This is a genomic window from Streptomyces sp. TLI_053, assembly GCF_900105395.1.
Taxonomy (GTDB): Bacteria; Actinomycetota; Actinomycetes; order Streptomycetales; family Streptomycetaceae; genus Kitasatospora.
This window is the reverse complement of the sequence record NZ_LT629775.1, coordinates 7,597,474-7,615,278: the sequence shown is the minus strand read 5'-3', so window position 1 is coordinate 7,615,278 and position 17,805 is coordinate 7,597,474. Positions and strand designations below refer to the sequence as shown.

Sequence of the window (17,805 nt, the reverse complement as noted above, 5' to 3'; positions counted from 1 at the left end):
GATTCAGCCCAAGGATGCTGCTGCCAAGGGCAGTTGGGAACGACGATCGGGTTCCGTTCACCGAGCGGGGACCGACCTGTGACAGTGCGGCGGCATCAGTGACGCACCCGGGTACGGGCGGTGCCGCCGGTACGGGTGGTGCGGGACTCCGGCAAGAGGCCCGACCGGCGCCGCCGAGGGCCGGTCGTCACATCGCGCGCTCCGCGAGCCGGAGCAGGGCGGCGCGCAGGCGCTGTTCGCCGAGCTCGGGGAGCAGGGCCGCGACGTGGTCGGCGGCGGCGGCCGCGAGCAGGGTGTGGGCGGTGGCGTCGGGGTCGGGGCTGGTGGCGAGCAGGATCGCGACGTGGCGGTGCCAGAAGCGGTAGGCGCCGATGCGGTAGCGGGCCCCGGGGGTGGCGGTCTCGGACATCCGGACCAGGGCCAGGTGCTCCAGCAGGTAGTCGAAGTAGGCGTCGAGGAAGGCGGCCAGGCGCTCACCGGCCGGCGCGCCGGGGCCGAGCGGGGGCGGACCGTGCAGGACGGCCTCCTGGAGTACGCGTTCGCGGGTGTCCAGCAGGGCGACGGCCAGCCCCGACTTGTCGCCGAACCGGCGGAACAGGGTGCCCTTGCCGACGCCCGCGGCGGCGGCGACCTGGTCCATGGAGACCGCCTCGACACCGTGTTCGGCGAACAGCCTGGCGGCGGCGTCCAGCACCGCGATCCGGTTCCGCGCCGCGTCGGCGCGCTCCTTCGGCGGCGGCGTGCGCAGGAGTTCCAGGGGCGTTGCATAAACGGACTGCGGTCCGCTACTGTCGTGAGCCATAAGAGGACTGTAGTCCGATTCTTCTGGAGGTGGCACCATGACCGCACTCATCACCCGCGACGAACTGGCCGCGGCGATCGAGGCCGACGCCGTGACCGTCGTCGACACGCTCGGCGGCGACTACTACGCCCAGCAGCACCTTCCCGGCGCGGTGGCGCTGGTCGCGGCCGAGATCGACGCCCGGGTGTCGACCGTGCTCCCCGACCGCGACGCCGCGATCGTCACCTACTGCTCCAACCCGGCCTGCCCGAACAGCGGCCAGGTAGCCGACCGGCTCACCGCCCTCGGCTACAGCAACGTCCGCAAGTACCGCGAGGGGATCCAGGACTGGGTCGAGGCCGGCCTGCCGGTCGAATCCGCCTGACATCCGCCGGGCGGCACGAAGGAAGGGGGCGGGCTCCGACGGGAACCCGCCCCCCGCCGGACCAGCACCGGAAGGCAGGCGGCCACGCCCGGCACACCCAATGCTCACCAACCGACGAACCTTCAAACACCAGGACAACAGCCCGCCTCGACTCCGAAATTACGATCCGGTCTCGAAAAATGGTGTAGAATCGAAAGCGCAAGGGGGCCTTGGGGCTGATGCCGAAGCCATCAGCGGGCTACCCACCGGCAGGGGGAACGACCGTCATGACCTACCACCTCGAAACCGCGCGCGCGATCATCAACGAGCGGATGCGCGAGGCCGAGCAGCACCGCCTCGCCCACGCGCTGCACCTCAAGAACCGCGCCGAGACCAAGACCCGGCGGGCACGCCTGCTCCTCTCCCGCCTCGGCGCGTGAGCACCACCGCGGCAGGCTGCCGCACCCAGCGAACCGGCCGGACACCCGATCGTCCGGCCGGTCGCTGACCGGGGACGCCGCATCGGAAGCGCGACACCGCGCCGCTCGACCGTCCCCACCCCGCAGCACCCCACCTCCGGGCGTCGATCCAGTCCGCCCAGGAGGTCATCCGCCGGCTGGCCACAACCGCCGCGTACGGCCCACGCCCGCACCCGCGCGGGAGCGACTACTGACCGACCCGGCCGTCCACGCACTCGCGCAGGAGATCGGCGTGGCCGCAGTGGCGGGCGTACTCGTCCACCATGTGCAGCATGATCTCGCGGACCGCCAGCCCCTCCCGGCCCACCCGCGCACCGAGGTCGTCGTAGTGGACGGCCAACGCCGCGTCCAGGGAAGCCTGTTCGCGCTCCAGATCGGCGAAGGCGGCGTCCACCACGGCCTGTTCGGCCACGGCGCCGTCGAAGTCCGCGTCCCGCGCGCCGTAGAGCTTGGGCAGCCGCTCGCCGTCGGTGATCCAGTTGTGCCAGTCCCGCTCCACCTCGGCGAGGTGGCGGACCAGGCCGAGCAGCGACATCGTCGACGGTGGCACCGAACGGCGGGCGAGCTGCTCGGCGTCGAGGCCGTCGCACTTGAGGCGCAGGGTGAGCCGGTAGTTGGTGATCGCCTCCCGGAGGGTCGGCAACTCCCCGTCCGGCGAGGGCCCTTCGTTGTCACGGGGGTCGTCGTCGGGGTTCAGCCACATGTCGGGGTAGACGGTGGCCCGGGTCCATCGCTCGGGTTGATCATTCATGCGGGCCATGATCGCCGGTGAGGGCCCCTGCCGCCAGCGCATTTCCCGCGACCGGTCGACCGGTCGACCGGTCGACCGGGCCAGGGCGGGCCGGGCCAGGGCGGGCCGGGCCAGGGCGGGCGGACCGAGCGGACCCGGCCGGACCTACGGGACCAGAACGACCTTGCCGAGGTTGCGGCGCTGCTCGACGGCGGCGTGGGCCCGGACGGCGTCGCGGAGCGGGATCTCCTCGTGCACGGCGGGGCGCAGGCTGCCCGCGTCGCGCAGCTGCCAGAGTTCGTGCAGCCAACGCCGGTAGAGCTCCGGCCTGCCGAGGGCGACGGCCCGCATCTGGAAGCCGATCAACGAGGCTCCGCGGAGCAGGAGTTCGTACGCCTCGACGGTGCCGCCGCCGGAGCTGTAGGCCACCAGCCGGCCGCCCGCGGCCAGCGCCCGGACGGCGGGGCCGAGCAGGTCGCCGCCGACACCGTCGAGGATCACGTCGTACGGCCCGCCCCAGTCGGCGTCCCGGTAGCACACCACCTCGTCGGCGCCGAGCCCCCGGACGAAGCCTGCCTTGTCGAGGCTGCTGACGGCGGCGACGACGCGGGCCGCCCCGCCGGCCACGGCGTACTGAAGGGCGAGCGTACCCACGGCACTGGCCGCGGCCGTGACCAGGACCGATTCACCGGGCTCCGGGCGCGCGGCCTCGTAGGCGCCGCGCGCGACCAGACCGCTGCGGACCAGCGCGACCGCCTCCACGGCGGTCGCGCCGTCCGGGATCCGGGACGCCATGGCGCTGCTCAGGACCGCGAACTCGGCGTAGGCGCCGGTGAAGCAGAGCCCGGTGACGCGGTCCCCGGCGGCGAGGCCGGTGACCCCCGCCCCCAGTGCGACGATCTCCCCCGCGACCTCGCCGCCGAGCGGGACCGGCTCGGTGCTGCCCCGCAGCTTGCGCACGGTGGGCAGGGTCACCCCGATCGCCTCGACCCGGACCAGGACCTCCCCGGCCCCCGGCTCGGGCCGGTCGACCTCCTCGGCGCACAGCACCTCCGGTCCGCCGTCGACCTGATGACGAATACGCAGCACAGGACCTCCCCCGTCCGAATTCATTGGATGCCCCAACGATAAGCCGAATATCATTGGGCTGTCCAACGGTTTCCCGGATAGGCTGCACCCATGACCTCGGACCCGACGCCGGACCTGACCCCGGAACTGACCCCGGACCTGACACCCGCTCCCGCCTCGGCGCTCCGGCACATCCAGTCCCTGCCGACGTGGCTCGTCGGCCGGGTCGCGGCGCGCGGCCGGGGGATGGTCGCCGACGCGATCGCCGCGGAGGGGCTGAAGCTCATGCAGCACGCCGTGCTGGCCGCGACGGCCGACCAGGGTCCCGTCACCCAGGCCGAGCTGGGCCGCCGGCTGTCCGTCGACCCCAAGGACATGGTCGGCATCCTCAACCACCTCCAGGACGAGGGCCTCGTCCTGCGCAGCCCGCACCCCTCCGACCGCCGCAAGAACGCCGTCACCGTCACCCCGGAGGGCACCGCCGTCCTCGCCCGCTGCGGCGCGCTGGCCGAGGCCGCCAACGCCGAACTGCTGGCACCACTCGCCCCGGAGGAGCGGGAGCAGCTGACGGCCTTGCTCACCCGGCTCCACGAAGCGGCGCCGGCGTAGGGACCGGCCCCGCGGGTCCCGGGCCGGCCCCTCGGGCCCCGGGAGCACGGTCCCGTCCCCGGCCCCGACCCGGAGCACGTTCCCGCCCCGCCCCGGAGCACGTTCCCGGCCCGGTATCGTCCCCCGCGCGGACGGATTGACGGCCCGTCCGATGATCCCCTTGAGGGGCGCCGGGAAGAGCTCCGGCGCCCTACCAAGAGGGGCTTTCCCGTGAACGAGCACGCACCGCAGCAGCACCTTCCGAAGCGCTTCCGCGGCAGCCGGCGCAGTGCGATGGCGGCCGCGACCTCGATGGTCGCCGCCGCCGTGGTGGCCGGCGCCCTGTCCCCGGCCACGGCCTCCGCCGCCCCGCGCCCGGACTCCGTGCAGCAGAGCCTCGACGCGCTGGTCAAGAAGAACGGGGTGCCCGCCGCCCTCGCCACCGTCAAGGGCCGCGACGGCCGCACCCGCACCTACACGGCCGGCGTCGGCAACGCCGCCACCAAGGCCAAGGTGCCGATGGACGGACAGGTGCGGATCGGCAGCAACACCAAGGCGTTCACCGCCGTCGTGGTCCTGCAGCTGGTCGCCGAGGGCAAGGTCGGCCTGGACAGCAGCGTGGACACCTACCTGCCCGGACTGGTGCGCGGCGAGGGCATCGACGGCCGGACCATCACCGTCCGCCAGCTGCTCCAGCACACCAGCGGCCTGCCCGAGTACGTGGACCGCGAGGGCATCCTCAAGGACCCCAAGCGCTACTACGAGCCGCGCGAACTCCTCGACGGCGCACTGGCCCAGAAGGCCCACTTCGCGCCCGGCACCGACTGGGAGTACAACAACACCGGCTACCTGCTGGCGGGCCTGATCGTCCAGAAGGTCACCGGCCGCCCGCTCGGCGAGGAGATCACCAAGCGCGTCGTCGACCGGATCGGCCTGCGCCACACCTACTTCCCCGCCCCCGGGGACATGACGATCCACGAGGCCCACCCCAAGGGCTACCAGCGCAACGCGGACGGGACGCTGCGCGACTACACCGAGCTGGACCCGTCCTGGGGCTGGGCCGCCGGTGCGGCCGTCTCGACCAACACCGACGTCACCCGGTTCTACGGCGCGCTGCTGGGCGGCCGGCTGCTGCCCGCCGCCCAGCTCGCCCAGATGCGCACCACCGTCCCCGCCGAGGCGATCGGCACCGGGGTCCGCTACGGGCTCGGCCTGGTGAGCCGCCCGCTCTCCTGCGGCGGCGTCGCCTGGGGCCACGGCGGGACGATCCCGGGCTACGAGAGCGCCGGTGGCACCACCGAGGACGGCCGCGCCGTGAACCTCACCGTGACCACGATCCCGGACGCCGACACCACGAAGCGCGTGGACCAGGTGGTGGACGAGCTGCTCTGCCGCTGATTCCCGGGCGCCCGACACCCGCCCTCCACCCCTTCACCCCTCGCTTCGCAGCAGTGGAGTCCCGATGAACGAACACGCCCCGCAGCGCTGGGCGCACCGCATCCGCCTCGCGCGGTACGCCACCACGGCCACCGCCACCGCCGGGCTCGCCCTGGCCGCCCTCGCCCCGACCGCGACGACGGCCCACGCCGCACCGCGCCCGGACGTCGTGCAGCAGCGCCTCGACGCACTGGTGAAGGCGGACGGCATGCCCGCCGCCCTCGCCACCGTCAAGGGCCGCGACGGCCGCAGCCGCACCTACACCGCCGGTGTCGGCAACCTGGCCACCGGAGCCGGGGTGCCGGTCGACGGGCAGATCCGGGCCGGCAGCAACACCAAGGCCTTCGTCGCCGTCGTCGTCCTGCAACTGGTCGCCGAGGGCAAGGTCGGCCTGGACGCGCCGGTCGACACCTACCTGCCGGGCCTGCTGCGCGGCGACGGCTTCGACGGCCGGACCATCACCGTCCGCCAGCTGCTCCAGCACACCAGCGGCCTGCCCGACTACATGGAGGCTCCCGCACTGGCCGACTGGACCACCATCCAGTTCCGCTGGTTCGAGCCGCGCGAACTGCTCGACGGGGCACTCGCCCAGAAGGCCCGGTTCGCCGCCGGGACGGGCTGGGAGTACAGCAACACCAACTACCTGGTGGCCGGCCTGCTGATCCAGAAGGTCACCGGCCGCCCCTTCGGCGAGGAGGTCACCAAGCGCGTCATCGACCGGATCGGCCTGCGCCGCACCTACGTCCCGGCCGCCGGGGAGACCGCCCTCCGCGAGCCCCACCCGCACGGCTACCTCCGCACCGGCCCGGACGCGCCGCCGGTCGACTACACCGCGATGGACTCCTCGATGGCCTGGGCCGCCGGCGCGGTGGTGTCCACCAACACCGACCTCAACACCTTCTACGGCGCGCTGCTGGCGGGCCGGCTGCTGCCCGCCGCGCAGCTCGCCCAGATGCGCACCACCGTCCCCGCCGAGTTCCTGGGCGCCGGGGTCCGCTACGGCCTGGGGATCCAGAGCAGGCCGCTGAGCTGCGGCGGCCTGGTCTGGGGCCACGGCGGCACCTCCCCGGGCTACCGGACCAGGGGCGGCGTCACGGAGGACGGCCGCGCGGCGAACATCACCGTCACCACCGTCCCGGACGCGCCCACTGCCGGACGCCTGACCGACGCGGTCGACGCGGCCCTCTGCCGCTGAGCCCCGCCCGGGCCCGGAACCCGCCCTCGGGGCGGGTCCGGGTCCGGGTCCGGGTCCTGGCCGGGTCCGGGTCCGGGTCCGGCGGGTCCGGGGCGGGCAGGCCGGTGCGGAGGGCGACGGTTCCCGCACCGGGGGTGAGGGCTGTGGCGGGGGCCACCCGGCCGGGGGCGGCGGCGTCACCGGCGGAGGCCGGGGCGGTCACGGGCTGTCGACGGTGTGCGCGGGCTCACAGGGCCAGGGGTGTGGTGCGGGCCACTTCGGGGTCCGGTTCGATCTTGAAAATCGGGGCATTTGCCTTCAAATCAACCCATTCTCATGATCCATACCCACGGTAACCCCCCGCTGACGTGCCTAAACCTCCGAATCCTTGAAACACCACCCCCACCCCCGTAACTTCGAATGCGTCGCACCGAACGAGCACACCGCTCACCGGGAACACCGTGCGAGCCCCCCGCAACCACAAGCCCCCAGGGCCTGGTTCCGCACGCCCGCACCCCCTCCGAAAGGAACCGCATGACCTTCCGTAACGAGACCACCGCCACCACCGCCGTCACCGCCACCCCGAAGCGCCGCAACCGCGTCCGGACGGCACTGATGGCCGGGGCGGTCCTCGCCCTGCCGGTGGCCGGACTCGTCACGGCCAACAGCGCCTCCGCCGCCCCCGCCGGCGTCTGGGACAAGGTCGCCGCCTGCGAGGCCACCGGCAACTGGGCCATCAACTCCGGCAACGGCTTCTACGGCGGCCTGCAGTTCACCAGCTCCACCTGGGCCGCCTTCGGCGGCACCGCCTACGCCCCCCAGGCCCACCAGGCCACCAAGGCCCAGCAGATCTCCGTCGGCGAGAAGGTCCTCGCCGCCCAGGGCCCCGGCGCCTGGCCCGTCTGCTCCGTCAAGGCCGGCCTCACCAAGTAACACCCCCGCCCCCACCACCACCGGGGGCCGCACCACGACACACGCCGCTGACACCCGACCACCCCCACCACAGGGAACGGTCCGGTATCAGCGGCGTCGTGCGTTCCCCGGACCGGAGATCGACCACCGTCCGTGCAGCGCAGTAAGGTCCCTGCGTGAACGATCATGATGTGCGCAGCAGACCCGCGGCCCCCGACGAACACGACGACGAGCACGACGACGAGCCCGACGGGATACCCCAGCGCCCGCGGGCGGAGGTCGTGCGGAGGAGCGGCCGCCGAGCGGCGACCGGCGTAGTGCTGCTGCTGGTCCTGCTGGTGGCCGGCGCCGTGGTGGCGGTGCTCGACGACCGCCCGGCCACGGACCTGGACACGAACGTGGACGCGAGCGGAAACGCGAAGTGCGCACCACCGCAGTCCGACGACGCACCCGGATACCCCGCGCTGTGCGCCGCACTGAACCGCCCCGACCTGCCGGAGCTCGCCGGCGTCCCCGGCGGGCAGGTGTCCCTCGCCGGGTCCCACCTCGTCCTGCGGCTGGACGGAGACGGGAAGGAGCCACCCGTCGCCACCGCGCAGGTGCAGATCGGAAGCGTCCAGGTCAGCGTCACCGATCAGCCGGACCTGGCGCCCAAGGACTTCCTGATCTTCTCCGACCTGCCGCGCGCCCAGGCACCGGTGCTCGGCCACCCCGTGAGCGCCTACCGGATGCGCACCATCGGCGGCACGGGGGCCACCGGCACCCCGGGGCCCGGCGGCTACAGCCGTCACCTGGTCGTGGCCAAGAGTGCCGACGGGAGCGGTGGTTCGTTCGACCTGTCGTACTGGCGCCGGGACGCCACGACGGACGACGACACGGCCCTGCGCCGGATAGCGGAGGCGGTGCTCCCGACCCTCCAGGGCTGGGCGCCGTAGCCCTCCGGGGCCGGGGCGGGCGGGCCGCCCCGGCCCCAGGGTCACTCCCCCGGGACGCGGCCGGCACGGCGGCGTCCCGGCGGGCCGTACGGGTCCGCCATCGGTGCGTGCACCACGCCCGGCAGAGAGCCGTCGGGCAGCGACTCGCCGTCGTAGAGGTTCTGCGCCCGCACCGTCGGCCTCAACGACCAGTCACCCGTCATGTCGTCGGCCCTCGCAGGAGGTTGCCCCACCAGCGGCCGGCGCACGGTCCCCGTCGCGCCAGTGATTGACCGGCTTCACCTGCCGGAGCCGGCCGACGCCGCTAAGGTGGCGGATCGACCGCTCATCCCATCCGAGGAGCACCATTGCCACTCCTCCGCACGAGGCGTTCAGCTGGCACCAACTACCGCCGTTCTTCCAGGATGCTGACGCAGAGTCCGTTCGGTCCAAGCGACGCTATTTCGGACAGTTGCGCCTGAACCTGATCCTTCTCTTCCTCGCGGCGGCCGCCGGCGTGGTCACCCTCCGCACCAGCGACAGCGGGATCGACTGGGCAGGCTTCGCCGCCGCGCTCGCCTTCATCTCGTCGATCCTGCTCCGGCTGTACATCGTCGAGCAACGCGACGAACGGCGCTGGTACGAGTGCCGGGCCGCTGCCGAGTCCTGCAAAACACTTGCATGGCGGTATGCGGTGTGTGGCGATCCGTTTCCGGAATCCATGTCCGCCGACGAAGCGCGACGCCTGTTCATCTCCCGGCTGCGCGAGATCAGCCTCGGCCTGGACGTCGTCGACGTGTCGTTCGGGCTCGACATCAACGAGGCGATGGAACGCTGCCGAACTTCCGGCAGGAGCGCGCGGATCGAGACCTATCGGACCCACCGCCTCGCCGAACAGGTCGCGTGGTACGCACGGATGGCCAAACTGCGGGACCGGCAGTCCCGAATCTGGCGTCGGTTGGCTCTGCTGGGAGAAATGATCGGGATCGTGGCGGGCGTACTGAAGGCGTACAACGTGCTCGCCATCGACCTCCTGGGAGTGGTGAGCGCCGGAGTCGCGGGCGTTACGGCGTGGGCACAGGCTCAGCGCCTCGAGACCGAGGCTTCGGCCTACAGTCTCACCGCGCGGGAGATTCGGCACATCCTCTCCGTCACGGACTCCGGGGCCGACGCGGAAGCCTGGGGAACCTTTGTCGATCAGGCGGAAGCCGCGATATCCCGTGAGCACACGATGTGGGCTTCCGGGCGCAGCGGAAAGGTCGGACTGGCAGGCTGACGACCGGAACGCGGCCGGCCCGACTACGCCCGGGCCTCCGTCAGCCGCAGGTCGGCGGGGGTGGGGTGCGGGTGGGCGGCGGGGTCGGCGGGTGGGCGGACCAGGCAGCGGTGGCGCAGCAGGTCGCGGTGCTCCGTCGGGGACAGGCCCTGGTCCGGGCCGAGGGTGTCGGCGTCCGCCGTCCCGTCGACGTTGTAGTGGTACGCGGTCGCGGTGCGGTAGTCCCGGCGGAAGTCGGTCTTCCACTGGGAGTTGAAGCCGAAGAACTCGGAGCCGTCGCTGGCTCCGCGGTGGCGGCGGAGGAACACCCGGTGCAGCGTCGAGCGGTCCGCGACGCCCGCCGTCGCGTGCCGCGAGCCCGCGCGGACCCGTACCCCGGACCGGCTGAACATCAGCTCGCCGAGCATCAGGCCGGGCCAGACGGTGTCGGTGACGGTGATCGGCGCGTCCGCGTCCTCGGCCTGCTCGACCGAGACGATCTCGTGGTGGAACGGCGTGAACGCGCTCTCCTCGACGGGCGTCATGCCCAGCCCGGTGAAGAGCGTCAGGTACTGGTCGAGGGTGATCCGGGGCCACTCGTGGTCCAGGTGCAGCAGGTGCTTGAGCACCTCCCCGCTCCCCGGCGGCAGCCCGGGCTGGAAGCCGAGCAGCAACACGTCGTTCAGCCGCTGGAGGGCGTAGGCGCGCTCCAGCGGGTCGCCGAACGCGTAGGCCTCCCGGCGCCACTCCCCGTACCGCGCCAGCGGCGCCACGCCGTCCGCCGCGGCCGCGCCGGAGTGCCGCAGCCAGGGTGCGACCAGGGCCGCGAAGGCGTCGTCGCCCCGGTGGGACTCCAGGGCGTGGAACAGCCGGCGTGGTGTCTCGATCCCCGTCATGCGGGTCAGGGTATTCCCGGATGCTCCCCTGCGGCACCCGGAATTACCCTCCCCCTTCCGGCCGGTCGGGGCACGTCCGGATGCTCCCCTGCGGCACCCGGACGCGCCCTCCCCGTCGTACCGGCCGGCGCGGTGCGCCCGCCGGAGCCGTCGGCCGCCGTCAGAGGCTGCGTGCCGTGATGTCGCCGTAGGCGGTGGTGGCGTGGATACTGAGCTCGGGAGTGCCCTCACCGTTCTTCAGCGCGTTGTCGATCCGGCCGTAGGTGGTGCCGGCGTCCAGGGCCGCGGAGACACCGCGGGCCGCGCCGATGGACAGGTTCCCGGCCTCGGTACGCAGGGCCACCGCGCCCCGCACGGCCTCGACGACGGTGATGTCGCCCTTCTGGGTGGCGAGCCGGGCGGCCCCGTCGAGGCGGCCGACCCGGATGTCGCCGGCCTGGAGGGTGAGGTGGGCGCTCGCGGTCTCGTCGAGTTCGACCGAGCCGTGGGCGAGTTCGAGGGTGACGTCGCCGAGCCGTCCGACGCCCCGCACGTCGGCGCCGGCGGCCCTCGCCTCGACGCGGGAGCCGGCGGGCAGGTGGACGGTGACCTCGACGGCGCCGGAGTCGCCGAGGATCCCGCTCCTCGCCGCGGGCGTGCCGATCCGCAGGAGGCCGCCCTCGCAGTCGACGGTGATCTGCTCCGCGGCCTCCACGTCACGACCCTTCGAGGCGTCCGCCGGCCGGACCTCGACCGTGGTGTCCGCCCGGTCCGCGGCGACGAGCCGGACCCGTCCGGCCGGGATGTCCAGCACGGCGGTGACCGGAGCGGGGGTGGCGAACTTCTGCATCGTGCGTTCCTTCGACTCGTCCGCTCGGACGTGCACCGCTCCCGTCGTCCCGGCCGGACGCGGTGCGGCGGCCGATCGGGCCCCGGGCCCACCGGTCCGGGCGGGGCCCGGACGAGAACGATCACGACGCTAACCGCCGCGGAGCGCCTCCGCGGAGGACCGCGCACGCCAGCAGGGGGACTTCGCGCGCCGCTGCACGGGTGAGCGGTCCCCGGACCGGACGGGGCCCTACAGACCCGGGGTGCGGTGGAGGGAGATCAGCAGGCGCCAGGTGCGGGCGGCGAGGTCGGCGGGGGTGGCGTCGATCGAGCCGTGGAGCCAGTCGGCGAGGAGGGCGGTGAAGGCGCCGGCCACCACGGAGGCGACGAGTTCGGGCTGCGGGGCGCCGGCGAGGGTGCGTTCGGTGCGGCTGCGTTCGCGGAGTTCGCGGTGGAGGACCTGGCCGAGCGGGCCGCCGCCGCCCGGGGCGAGCAGGGAGCGGTAGAGGTCGGCGTGCGGGAGCAGGGCGGCCAGGAACGCGGCCAGGGCGGGCGGCGGGGCGGCCGGGTCGGGGATGCCGCGCCAGGCGTGCAGGGCGTCGACGGCCTCGCGCACGACGTCGGCGCAGGCGTCGACCGCGAGGGCCTCCAGGTCGGCGTAGTGGACGTAGAAGGTGGCCCGGCCGACACCGGCGCGGCGGACCACGGCGGCGACGCCGATCGCGGCGAGGGGCTGCTCGGCGCACTCGGCCAGCAGGGCCTGCCGGAGCCGGGTCCTGGTGCGGGCGGCCCGGGGGTCCTCCGGCGAGGGGTCCGGGCTCATCGGGCGGCCAGGACGGCGCCGAGGGCCAGTGCGCCGGGCAGGGCCTGGGCGAACAGGATCCGCCGGTTGGCGGTGGCGGCGCCGAACACGCCCGCGACGACCACGCAGGACAGGAAGAAGACCTGGGCCTGGAAGCCGGTCGTGTTCGAGCCGCCGGCGATCAGGCCCCAGACCAGTCCGGCGGCGAGGAAGCCGTTGTAGAGGCCCTGGTTGGCGGCGAGCGGGGCGGTCGTCCGGGCGAGTTCGGCGTCGAAGCCGGACAGCTCGCGGCCGGGCCGCCGCTGCCACAGGAACATCTCCAGGACCAGGAAGTACAGGTGCAGGGCGGCCACCAGGACCACCAGGACGTTCGCGGCCGTACGCACGGTCGACCTCCCATTCTCTTGGACAGGTGTCCAGCATACATGGACACCTGTCCAGGACAGCGGCGCGGCCCCGTGAGCGGGACGGCGGAAGTCCCGCAGGCCGTGGAGGTGGACCGGCGCAGCTCCGACGCACCGTCAGCAGCGGGTGTCCCAGCGGTGCAGGGCGTCCAGCGCGGTGCTGCGGTCGGCGAGGGTGGGGGACTCCTCGGGGGCGCCGAGCAGGTAGTCGGCGACGGGCGTGAGCAGCAGGGCCCCGCCCTGGGGGCCGCCGCCCTCGGGGGAGTCGCCCGCACCCAGCAGCCGGGCCTCGTCCCAGTCGTGGCGGATGACGGTGCGGCGCAGCAGGGTGCCGTGCCGGACGGGCAGCCGGGGGGCGGCGGCGGCCTCGGCGCGGCGGCGGCGCTCGGGGGCGAGTTCGGGGGTGAGCGCGGTGCGGACGGCGGCCAGGGTGCCGAGCGGCAGCAGCGGGGCGGCGAGGTCGAGCAGGGCGGCGGCCTCGGGGGCGAGGCGGTAGGCGGCCAGGACGGCGGCGGTCTCGGCGGGTTCGAAGGGCTGGGAGGTGAGACAGGAGAGGTCGAGCAGGGTGAGCGGGTCGGGGGCGGCGGGCGGCGCCCCGGCCTCGGGGTGCCGGCCGTTCACCAGCTGGGACTCGGCGAGCGCGATCAGGCATTCGACGTGCTCGTCCGCGACCAGGTAGGGGCGGACCGGCACGGTGACGCAGTTGCCGGGGAGCGCCGCGGTGGCGAGGCGGACCCGGTACCAGGGGTCGAGCAGCGGGTCCTCGGCGGGCCAGCGGAGGGTGACGGCGGTGTGGTGGGGGCGGTCGCCGAGCAGGGTGACGTCGACGGTCTCCACCGGGTGGTCGGTGACCAGGCGGACGACGGCCTGCCAGAGCGCGGCCTCGCCGGGGGCGACCAGGTCGAGCGCGGCCTGGGGCCGGAGCAGGTCGGCGGGGTAGTAACCGGCGAGCGGGAGGCCGTGGATGGCGCGGACGCCGGTGGACCGGGCCAGGTCGAGGGCGAGGCCGGCGTAGCGGTCGGCGCGGACGCGGGCGCGGCGCAGTTCGGCGCGGGCGGGTTCGCCCATCCGGACGTCCTCGCGGGCCAGGGCGGAGAGCACGAGGTGGGGCAGGTGGCGGCTGCCGCGGGCGCGGTGGAGCAGTTCGGCCGGCCCGTCGGCCGGGTCGACGTCGAGCAGGTGGTACAGCAGAGCGGTGTTCACGGACGTCCGCCTCCGAAGGTATGGTCATGGCGCCCCACGCCGCCGACGGCCGGGGGCGGGGGCGATCACGACCGGGCACAGGGGGTACCCGGTCGCGGGAGGTGAAGGAGGGGCGCGGACCGGACCGTCTCCGGAAGGCCCCGGCAGGGTGATTCTTGCCGGTGGGGTTCAACGCCCGGTCACCACAGGCTCAACGGAGTCTCGACACCGGGCTCGACCTTGAGGTTGACAACTCTCATATCATATGACATGTGCACGAACGGGGCGGGCACTGTCCTTGGGGCAGCAGGGGGCAGTATGAGCGATCTCCGTTTTTCCGTACTGGGTCTGATGCGGGCTCACCGCGGCGCGACGGCGCTCAAGGTGGGCAGCCCACAGCAGCAGGCCATGCTGGCCGTACTGCTACTGAGGCCCGGCCACTCGGCCAGCGCCACGGACCTGATCGCGGCGCTGTGGGGCGAGGAGCCGCCGGGTGCGGCGATGACCACCGTGCGGACGTACGCGTGGCGGTGGCGGAAGGTGCTGGACGCCGTGGCGGCCGGGGAGGAGAACCCCGGCGAGAAGGCCGCGGGCAGCGTCCTGATGTCGATGGGGGACGGGTACCGGCTCGTCCTGCCGAAGCTCGCGGTCGACGCGGAGCAGGCGGAGGCTCTGGCGGCCGAGGCGGAGCGGACCGCCCGGGCCGATCCGCTGCGCGCCCGCGACCTGCTCAACCAGGCGCTGGAACTCTGGCAGGGCGAGCCGCTGGCCGGGATCCCCGGCCCGTTCGCGGAGCGGCACCGGCAGCGGCTGGAGGAGCTGCGGCTGACCCTGCTGGAGGAGCGGATCGGCCTGGACCTGACGCTCGGCCGCTACTCGCGCTGCATTCCGGAGCTGACCGCGCTCACCACCGAGCACCCGCTGCACGAGCGGGCCTACGGGCTGCTGATGCGGGCGCTGTACCAGGCCGGGCGGCAGGCGGACGCGCTGGCGGTGTTCCGCGGCGTCCGGCAGCTGTTCCTCACCGAACTGGGGGTCGGGCCGGGGGCCGAGCTGGAACAGCTGCACCGGCGGATCCTGGAGGGCGACGCGACACTGGCCGCGCCGCAGCCGCCGGGCACCGCGGCGGGCGGGCCGGCCGCGGACCCGGCCGGACCGTCCGGCGCCGGGCCGGGCAGCCCCCGCGCCGGACGGGCGGACGCCGCCCCGGAAGCGGCGGACCGGCCCGGGACGGCCGAGGAACCGGGCGGCGGGGCGGAGCCGGCCGGGCGCGACGCCAGGGCGACGGGCGCCCCGCCGCGGCCCGCGCAGCTGCCGCCGGACGCCGCCGACTTCACCGGCCGGGCGGCGCCCGTCCGGGTGCTGCACACGGCCCTGGCCGCCGCCCCGCCGGACGCCGGGGGCGGCGCCCCCGCACAGCCGCACGCGCTGGTGGTCGCGACCGTGGTCGGCATGGGCGGGGTCGGCAAGACCGCGCTGGCGCTGCACGTCGCGCACCGGGTCAGGGACGGCTACCCGGACGGCCAGCTGTACGTGGACCTGCGCGGCTCGGACCCGGTCCCGGCCGATCCGGAGGCGGTGCTGAGCGGCTTCCTGGTGGCGCTCGGGGTCCCGGCGGACGGCGTGCCGGACGGACTGGACGCGCGCTCGGCGCTGTTCCGCTCGGTGGTGGACGGCCGGCGGCTGCTCCTCCTCCTGGACAACGCCAAGGACGCGGCGCAGATCCGGCCGCTGCTGCCCGGGGCGGTCGGCTGCGCGGTGCTGACCACCGGCCGCACCCGACCGGCCGGCCTGCCTGCGACGGTCCAGGTGGACCTGGACGTGTTCCAGCCGGAGGAGGCGCTCGACCTGCTCGGGCGCACCATCGGCGCGGAGCGGCTGGCGGCCGAACCGGCGGCCGCCCGCGAGCTGGTGGTGGCCTGCGGGCACCTGCCGCTGGCGGTACGGATCGTGGCCGCCCGGCTGGCCGCCCGTCCGGGCTGGACGGTGGAGACGCTCAGCCGCCGCCTCCAGGTGGAACGGCGCCGGATCGACGAGCTGCGGATCGGTGACCTCGCGGTGGCGGCGGCCTTCGAACTGAGCTACCGGCAGCTGACCGGGGACCAGGCCCGGGCGTTCCGGCTGGTCGCCTCGGTCGACGGCCCGGACATCGGCCTGGCGGCCGCCGCCGCGCTGCTCGACCTCGACGAGTACGACGCCGAGGACCTGCTGGAGGCGCTGGTGGACGTGGCGATGGTGGAATCGCCCTTCCCCGGCCGGTACCGGTACCACGACCTGCTCCGCGCGTTCGCCCGGCGACGACCGGGCGGCGGGAGCGGCACCGGCGGCGGGAGCGGCGCCGGCAGCGGGAGCGGCGCCGGCAGCGGGAGCGGCGCCGGCGGCTGGGACAACGGGGCCGAGCAGGACGGCGGGGAGGCCCTCGCCGCCCGGGACCGGCTGCTGGACCACCTGCTGGCCACCGCGTGCAGCGCGTTCCAGCACGCGGTGCCGGGTGATCCGGCCGCGGGCGCGCTCGGCCCGGCCCACTCCCCCGGCGTCCCGCTGTCCGGCCGGGAGGCCGCCCGCGAGTGGGCGGCGGCCGAGCGGGCGGGCGCGGTCGCGCTGGCGGCCCAGGTGGCCGCCGACCCGGCCGCCGGGTCCGGCACGGCCCTGCGCGCGGCGACCGATCTGTTGATCGCGCTCACCCCGTTCGTCCTCACCCCGCCGAGCCGTCAGCTCGCCGCGACCGCCGATGCGCTGGCCGAGGCCGCCGCCCGGCACGGCGACGTCCGGGCGGAGGGGCGGGCGCACTTCCTGCGCGGCAACGTCGCCCTGGCCGCCACCCGGCTGGACGCGGCCGAGGCGGCGTCCCGGCGGGCGGTGGAGGCCGCGCGGGCGGCCGGGGACTCGGTGATCCTGCGCCAGGCGCTCAACGACCTCGGGCTGATCTGCCAGTTCCTGAGCCGCTACGACGAGGCGGTGGACCACTACGACGAGGCGCTGCTGCTGGCCAACCGGCTCGGGCACCGCTCCGGCGCGCTGGTGACGACGGTCAACGCGGCACTGGCGCGGGTGCGCAGCGGCCGGGCCGACGAGGCGGTGACGATCTGCCACGAGGCGCTGGCCGAGCTGCGGACCCGGCAGGACGACCCGGGCCGGGCGTACACGCTGTACGTGCTGGGGCTGGCGCACCACGCGCTGGGGCGCCACGAGGAGGCGGTGACCTGGTTCGGCGAGTGCCTGGCGGTCTCGGTGGCCGCCGGTCTGCGGGACCGCGCCGCGCACGCGCGCTACCGGCTGGCGGACAGTCTGCGCGAGCTGGGCCGGGCCGACGAGGCGCTCGGCCACGCGGAACAGGCGCTGCGGCTCTGCGAGGAGCTGGGGGCGGAACGGGACCAGGCGCAGGCGCTGGTGGTGCTCGGCTGCGCGCTGGCGGATCTCGGCCGCGGGGCCGAGGCGGGGACGCGGCTGCGGGAGGCCCACGCGATCTTCCGGCGGCTGGGGCTGCCGGAGGCCGCCGAGGTGGCGGGGCTGCTCGCGGAGCCGGCGTTCGCGCTGGTGGATCCCTGATCAGGGCGGTGTGACGGGGCGGCAGAAACGGTTCTGCGCGCGGTTCTCCGGTGGATCCCGACGGTCGGACCGGGCTCAGGAACCGGTGCTGTTCCAGTCCCCGTGGGCGTTGCCGTTGGTCGGCGTGGCGGTCGGGGTCGGGGTGGCGGTCGGCGCGGTGGTCCCGCCCTGGGCGGGGCCGGCCGCGCCGTCCGCCATGGCGGTGCCGGCCACGCCGAGGGCGAGCAGGGTGCCGAGGCCGAGGCCCGCGACGGCCAGGCGGATCCGGGCGGTGCCGTTCGTCGAGTTCTTCGCCATGACTGCTCCCTGGGTCGTCTTCCCTGGCGGGAAGGAGTGTTCCGGGCTCTTCCCGGGGGGCTCCCCGGGCTGACGTGATCAGCATGGCAAGGGGCGTTCAACGGCAGATCGACGCACAAGCACCGTGCGTCGACCACCGTCGTTGATCGGGGTGCGGACCGTCCGC

19 protein-coding genes are annotated in these 17,805 nt (G+C 74.6%); 9 read left to right on the top strand and 10 right to left on the bottom strand.

Translation table 11 applies throughout. The features are described from left to right. Positions 1-187 precede the first annotated feature (187 nt). The gene (locus BLU95_RS31835) at positions 188-802 is read right to left on the bottom strand and encodes a TetR/AcrR family transcriptional regulator (RefSeq protein ID WP_173862174.1); all 615 of its coding nucleotides are present in this window, start codon (positions 800-802) and stop codon (positions 188-190) included. 37 nt (positions 803-839) lie between these two features. Here BLU95_RS31835 and BLU95_RS31830 point away from each other — a divergent pair, with 37 nt between their 5' ends. Both BLU95_RS31830 and BLU95_RS42560 read left to right on the top strand, forming a co-directional pair. Next, entirely contained in the window at positions 840-1,166 is a 327-nt protein-coding gene (locus tag BLU95_RS31830; RefSeq protein WP_093863010.1) for a rhodanese-like domain-containing protein, read from the top strand. Between the two features lie 266 nt (positions 1,167-1,432). Further along, on the top strand, positions 1,433-1,585 hold the full coding sequence (locus tag BLU95_RS42560; protein ID WP_159425062.1) for a hypothetical protein: 153 nt from the start codon (positions 1,433-1,435) through the stop codon (positions 1,583-1,585). Positions 1,586-1,811: 226 nt separating this feature from the next. Here BLU95_RS42560 and BLU95_RS31825 read toward each other — a convergent pair whose 3' ends face one another. After that, positions 1,812-2,384 carry a DinB family protein gene (locus BLU95_RS31825; protein ID WP_093863009.1) on the bottom strand — a complete coding sequence of 191 codons (573 nt, stop codon included), beginning with the start codon at positions 2,382-2,384 and terminating at the stop codon, positions 1,812-1,814. Positions 2,385-2,519: 135 nt separating this feature from the next. Continuing rightward, entirely contained in the window at positions 2,520-3,443 is a 924-nt protein-coding gene (locus BLU95_RS31820) for a quinone oxidoreductase family protein (RefSeq protein ID WP_093863008.1), read from the bottom strand. A 90-nt stretch (positions 3,444-3,533) separates the two neighbouring features. Between BLU95_RS31820 and BLU95_RS31815 the strand changes: the two genes are divergently transcribed. The 5 genes from BLU95_RS31815 (at position 3,534) to BLU95_RS31795 (ending at position 8,468) form a co-directional block, all read left to right on the top strand. Further along, on the top strand, positions 3,534-4,031 hold the full coding sequence (locus BLU95_RS31815) for a MarR family winged helix-turn-helix transcriptional regulator (RefSeq protein ID WP_093863007.1): 498 nt from the start codon (positions 3,534-3,536) through the stop codon (positions 4,029-4,031). Between the two features lie 273 nt (positions 4,032-4,304). Beyond that, on the top strand, positions 4,305-5,408 hold the full coding sequence (locus BLU95_RS31810; RefSeq protein ID WP_093865269.1) for a serine hydrolase domain-containing protein: 1,104 nt from the start codon (positions 4,305-4,307) through the stop codon (positions 5,406-5,408). A 64-nt stretch (positions 5,409-5,472) separates the two neighbouring features. Next, positions 5,473-6,642, top strand: a complete 1,170-nt coding sequence (locus BLU95_RS31805) for a serine hydrolase domain-containing protein (RefSeq protein WP_093863006.1) — start codon at positions 5,473-5,475, stop codon at positions 6,640-6,642. A 513-nt stretch (positions 6,643-7,155) separates the two neighbouring features. Further along, the gene (locus tag BLU95_RS31800) at positions 7,156-7,554 is read left to right on the top strand and encodes a transglycosylase family protein (RefSeq protein ID WP_173862172.1); all 399 of its coding nucleotides are present in this window, start codon (positions 7,156-7,158) and stop codon (positions 7,552-7,554) included. A gap of 155 nt (positions 7,555-7,709) precedes the next feature. Further along, the gene (locus tag BLU95_RS31795) at positions 7,710-8,468 is read left to right on the top strand and encodes a DUF6215 domain-containing protein (protein WP_159425061.1); all 759 of its coding nucleotides are present in this window, start codon (positions 7,710-7,712) and stop codon (positions 8,466-8,468) included. A 41-nt stretch (positions 8,469-8,509) separates the two neighbouring features. Here the strand turns inward: BLU95_RS31795 and BLU95_RS45885 are convergent, their stop codons facing one another. Beyond that, positions 8,510-8,671: a nucleoside phosphorylase-I family protein gene (locus tag BLU95_RS45885; protein ID WP_159425060.1), complete on the bottom strand. Its 162-nt coding sequence runs from the start codon at positions 8,669-8,671 to the stop codon at positions 8,510-8,512. A 65-nt stretch (positions 8,672-8,736) separates the two neighbouring features. Between BLU95_RS45885 and BLU95_RS31790 the strand changes: the two genes are divergently transcribed. Then, entirely contained in the window at positions 8,737-9,723 is a 987-nt protein-coding gene (locus tag BLU95_RS31790) for a DUF4231 domain-containing protein (protein WP_093863004.1), read from the top strand. A 23-nt stretch (positions 9,724-9,746) separates the two neighbouring features. Here BLU95_RS31790 and BLU95_RS31785 read toward each other — a convergent pair whose 3' ends face one another. The 5 genes from BLU95_RS31785 to BLU95_RS31765 all read right to left on the bottom strand — a co-directional run bounded on the left by BLU95_RS31785 (position 9,747) and on the right by BLU95_RS31765 (position 13,814). Beyond that, positions 9,747-10,598 (bottom strand): hypothetical protein, encoded by an 852-nt coding sequence (locus tag BLU95_RS31785; RefSeq protein WP_093863003.1) that lies wholly within the window; start codon positions 10,596-10,598, stop codon positions 9,747-9,749. A 160-nt stretch (positions 10,599-10,758) separates the two neighbouring features. Next, positions 10,759-11,427 carry a DUF4097 family beta strand repeat-containing protein gene (locus BLU95_RS31780; RefSeq protein ID WP_093863002.1) on the bottom strand — a complete coding sequence of 223 codons (669 nt, stop codon included), beginning with the start codon at positions 11,425-11,427 and terminating at the stop codon, positions 10,759-10,761. Positions 11,428-11,655: 228 nt separating this feature from the next. Continuing rightward, positions 11,656-12,228 (bottom strand): TetR/AcrR family transcriptional regulator, encoded by a 573-nt coding sequence (locus tag BLU95_RS31775; RefSeq protein ID WP_093863001.1) that lies wholly within the window; start codon positions 12,226-12,228, stop codon positions 11,656-11,658. Next, positions 12,225-12,593, bottom strand: coding sequence for a DUF1304 domain-containing protein (locus BLU95_RS31770; RefSeq protein ID WP_093863000.1), 369 nt, complete (start codon positions 12,591-12,593; stop codon positions 12,225-12,227). Before BLU95_RS31770 ends, BLU95_RS31775 begins: the two co-directional genes overlap by 4 nt. A gap of 135 nt (positions 12,594-12,728) precedes the next feature. Continuing rightward, positions 12,729-13,814: a hypothetical protein gene (locus BLU95_RS31765; RefSeq protein ID WP_093862999.1), complete on the bottom strand. Its 1,086-nt coding sequence runs from the start codon at positions 13,812-13,814 to the stop codon at positions 12,729-12,731. A gap of 297 nt (positions 13,815-14,111) precedes the next feature. Here BLU95_RS31765 and BLU95_RS41695 point away from each other — a divergent pair, with 297 nt between their 5' ends. Next, entirely contained in the window at positions 14,112-17,342 is a 3,231-nt protein-coding gene (locus tag BLU95_RS41695) for an AfsR/SARP family transcriptional regulator (RefSeq protein WP_353653516.1), read from the top strand. 75 nt (positions 17,343-17,417) lie between these two features. On the opposite strand, the gene BLU95_RS31750 is transcribed toward BLU95_RS41695, so the two are convergent. Continuing rightward, complete coding sequence (locus tag BLU95_RS31750) at positions 17,418-17,639, bottom strand: hypothetical protein (protein WP_093862997.1); 222 nt, start codon at positions 17,637-17,639, stop codon at positions 17,418-17,420. Positions 17,640-17,805 lie beyond the last annotated feature (166 nt).